At 59.1% G+C, this 3,604-nt stretch carries 4 protein-coding genes; 2 read left to right on the top strand and 2 right to left on the bottom strand.

Annotated elements, in window-relative coordinates; translation table 11 throughout:
- Nucleotides 1–119: 119 nt before the first annotated feature.
- Nucleotides 120–1,226, top strand: coding sequence for a replication initiation protein (locus IQ35_RS20700; RefSeq protein WP_019054701.1), 1,107 nt, complete (start codon nt 120–122; stop codon nt 1,224–1,226).
- 77 nt (nt 1,227–1,303) lie between these two features.
- A complete protein-coding gene (locus IQ35_RS20695) occupies nt 1,304–1,744 on the top strand; it encodes a MerR family transcriptional regulator (RefSeq protein ID WP_107395339.1) in 441 nt (146 codons plus the stop codon).
- A gap of 26 nt (nt 1,745–1,770) precedes the next feature.
- On the opposite strand, the gene IQ35_RS20690 is transcribed toward IQ35_RS20695, so the two are convergent.
- Nucleotides 1,771–2,463: a hypothetical protein gene (locus tag IQ35_RS20690; RefSeq protein ID WP_026150027.1), complete on the bottom strand. Its 693-nt coding sequence runs from the start codon at nt 2,461–2,463 to the stop codon at nt 1,771–1,773.
- A 171-nt stretch (nt 2,464–2,634) separates the two neighbouring features.
- The gene (locus IQ35_RS20685) at nt 2,635–3,189 is read right to left on the bottom strand and encodes a recombinase family protein (protein ID WP_107395345.1); all 555 of its coding nucleotides are present in this window, start codon (nt 3,187–3,189) and stop codon (nt 2,635–2,637) included.
- Between the last annotated feature and the right edge of the window lie 415 nt (nt 3,190–3,604).

Here is a 3,604-nt window from a genome sequence, read left to right as displayed (position 1 = left end):
ACCTACGACAAATGGGGTGCCCAGTTACGACGGATCGGGTGCCCTCATGAGGAATGGGTTGGCTATGCGATCTATGACATTGACATTGATCTTATGTCGTAACTGGCTAAGCTTATGCCGTGCCTGACGACCTCCCTATCGGCCGCACGATGAAGGCGGCTTCCACGATCTCGGTTCGTGACGGTCATGCCATTGTCAAAGCCGGCGAGTTCATCGAAGCACGGTTTGGCGCGGGTACGTCACCCTCTTTGGCGGCCCGCAAGACCCTAGCTCTTCTAATCGCCAAAGCTGCCGGCGAAGCGTGGCGACCGGGATCGCACGTCATCGCTAAGCGCGATCTGCGAGGCACCCACAACGCCAATGATCGGATCCAGGACACTCTCGATGAGCTGATGGATGTGAAGTTCCAAATGCCTTCGACCTCGGCGCAAGGGCGTGCGGCGACGCTTACCGCTGCCCTGCTTGCCTGGACGCTCAACGAACATGCGGAAGACGGCCGGGCCACCGTCGAGTGGGAGTTCACGGCACCGGCTAGGGCGATTCTGCAAGGGAGCGATTACTACGCTCGCCTCAACCGGGCGGCTCTGCTCGCCTTCCGGTCGAAGTATGCGATCACCCTCTATGAGATGGGTTGCCTGCTGGCTGGACGGCGTAGCCCCACATGGTCCGGAACGGTCGATGAACTACGGGAGCGGCTTGGCGCACCTTCTAATTCGATGCCTAACTTCTCCGACTTCCGGCGTCTGGTGCTGACACCTGGCAAAGCCGAAATTGACCAGCTCGCCGCCTTCACGATGGACTGGTCGGAAAAGCGCGGGGCGCGGGGCAAGATCACCCACGTCACCCTGACCTTCACCCCTAAGGACGACGACGCCACTGACGCCGCGGCCGATGAGGCAGGACGCCATAGCAGCGGCCGAAAGGCCCGCCGGGAAGGGACGACAGAAACCATCGTCAACACCGCCAGCCTAATCGCCTCGGCGGCTTCTCGGCTATCGGTTTCGGACACCCTACGCTGGCCGGCCGACGATCAGGTGGACGAGTTCAAGACCCCGGAGCTTCATGCAATCGGAATGGCTCTAGGCGGTGGTCACTCCGTGCAGCGCCTAGCGGATCAGTATGCTCGCGTCCGCCCCGAACAGCGCCGCAAACTGGTAGGGGACGCTCTCAAGGCGGATTGGACGAAATGGGTTACGGGGTGTGCCACCAAGTGGGGCCGGGTCTGATCGTTTCGCCACCTGACCGTTTCTGCTAACGGTTAGCGGATTATGTTTTGAAACGATCTGCAACAGGGACGAATGAGATGGCTTACACTCTTGGAGAAGCCGCAAAGGCAACGGGTATCAGCAAGGCTTCCATATCGCGTGCCATCAACAGCGGTAGAATTTCTGCGACAAAGAAGGATAACGGCTCTTTCTCAATCGAGCCTGTCGAACTGCACCGGGTGTATCCTCCAAAGTCAGCCGCACCAGTAACCGGAACGCCTTCTGAAACGCTACGCAACAGCAATGCTGACATCCGTAACGGGTCGGATTCCAATGTGTTGCAAGCCCGTCTTGATGCTGCTTTGGAACAGTTGCGCGATCGTGATGGTACAATCGACGATCTTCGCCGTCGCCTCGATCAATCGGATGAGGAACGACGTGAGGCTCAAGCCCGAGTGATCGGACTGCTAGCCGGACCCGGCCCCACGGAATCCAAAAGAGGTTTTTTTGGTCGCCTATTTGGTCGCCCTGACGAGTGACCGCGATCACGTCCGCCAAGTGAGATTTACACTCCCATCTTGAGGTCGAGCTTAATCGTGTCGCCGGGCATACCGGTCAAAACGGCGATCTTCTCACGGGCGAAAGCCAGCACATCCGCAACAGTGTTAAGCGACGGGCCTGCCTCGGCCGGGATAGCCTCTTCGGGCTCCGGAGCGGCTTCATCGGCCATCTTCCGCACATCCTTGGACACGGTGCCTTCCAGTTCATCGATACTGAAATTCGCGATACGCGGGTACTCTTCCGCGATCCCGTGGCCGACCTGGCTGATTACCGCATTGTCTCCCTTATCGAGCATCACCCACATGCCGTAGTTATTGCGGACGGTGTGGCCGTTCTCGATCCGCGCAGCATAGGACGCATCGAACCGCTTCTTCACCTCGTCGGCGGGAAAGAGATACACGTCTACGTTCTGGGGGTTCAGCCGATCATCAACGGCAGCGACCAGAACAAGGTCCACGTCATCAAGAGTCTTCCAACGCTTTCCATCATCAAGCGGCGGGAAAGCTACCCAGCGGTCGCGGGTGGTGCGGATGCTGGCAGTCTGCGTCTTGCCATCCTTGGTCAGCTCATAGGTGTTGGAGAGACCACGGCCAGGCTGCTTCTTGAGAGCATATCCCTGCTGACGTGCGCCTTCGAGGGCGGCGCCAACCATTAGGTGCCAAGCGGCACTTTCCCCCATTTCTTTCAAGCGCGTCATAACAATTCCCCTCGTTGCCGATTGTCCCGAGCACTGATTCGCCGCGCGACAAGGCTTATTAGGAATTGTTGCCGCACTTATGCAAGAACAATCGTATAAGTCCCGAATTATCCCGGCTTTGAACTGGCCTGAAAGCGAATTAGCACGAATTGGTATGAGGGTTAAGCCCGATTACCCCTGTCGGCGCGACAGCCGAGATATTGTGGCCTGATCGACCCCGAGCAGCGCCGCGACGGCGCGCTGCGTGTCGCCCTTGGCAAGCCGCTGTAACGCCTCGGCCTGCTGGTGAGGGGTGAGGGCCGCTCGCCGGCCGAACTTCACCCCACGGGCCTTCGCCTGGTCGCGGCCGGCTGCGGTGCGCTCCACGATCCGCTGGCGCTCCCAGCTCGCTGCGATCCCCAGCACGGCGATGACGACCTCGGCAAACTGCGAGGTCGTATCCACCATAGGCTCTGCGATCGAGCGGAAGCCGGCCCCTGCCTCCTTCACCGCATGAAGGATGTTTAACAGGTCGCGGGTGTTGCGAGCCAAGCGATCCGTGGCCGTCACCATCAGCACGTCGCCGGCATCGAGCGCGCCGATCGCGCGCTTGAGCTTCGGCCGCTCGGCCGACGCGGCGCTGGCCTTCTCCTGGTAGACCTTCACGCAACCGGCAGCGAGGAGCTGGGCGGCCTGCTGGGTGAGGTCCTGCCCGTTGGAGGAGACGCGCGCATAGCCGTAGATCATGCGATCATTGTGCATCAGATATATGCATCACGGAAGCGCCCGGATTTCCGCCGTTTCCGACACGATGCAGAACCTATGATTTTTGCATCAGTACAAGGTGGTTGTTGGACAACCGCGCTTGTCGGCCTTGACGCGGAAATCCGCTGTGACCACATGGGAGCCGGGCCATTGTAACTGATCTCAATCCTAATCTGACACTGACAACTCTCGTAACTTGATCTTGAGGCCCTCGGTCAAACCGCGCTGCAAAGGCAGCGCCGTGAGGTGTTGTCGTGCAAGATTCCAAACTAGATCACGTTAAGCTATTTTTGGATGCTGGCCGTCCAAAGACGGCAACTGCGTTAGCCTTTGCAAGGTTTATACCTTGGGCTGCTATTCCTGCATCTCTTCCTAGCGCGTTGAGCTTTATCGAAAC

This window comes from Sphingobium wenxiniae, assembly GCF_007830065.1.
Classification (GTDB): domain Bacteria; phylum Pseudomonadota; class Alphaproteobacteria; order Sphingomonadales; family Sphingomonadaceae; genus Sphingobium; species Sphingobium wenxiniae.
Note: the sequence above shows the minus strand (reverse complement) of the source record. Positions and strands in the feature narration are given on the sequence as shown.

Excerpts from the sequence above, each read along its gene's own strand:
- IQ35_RS20690 (WP_026150027.1), bottom strand. The coding sequence starts at position 2,463 with ATGACGCGCTTGAAAGAAATGGGGGAAAGTGCCGCTTGGCACCTAATG.
- IQ35_RS20685 (WP_107395345.1), bottom strand. The coding sequence starts at position 3,189 with ATGATCTACGGCTATGCGCGCGTCTCCTCCAACGGGCAGGACCTCACC.
- IQ35_RS20695 (WP_107395339.1), top strand. The coding sequence starts at position 1,304 with ATGGCTTACACTCTTGGAGAAGCCGCAAAGGCAACGGGTATCAGCAAG.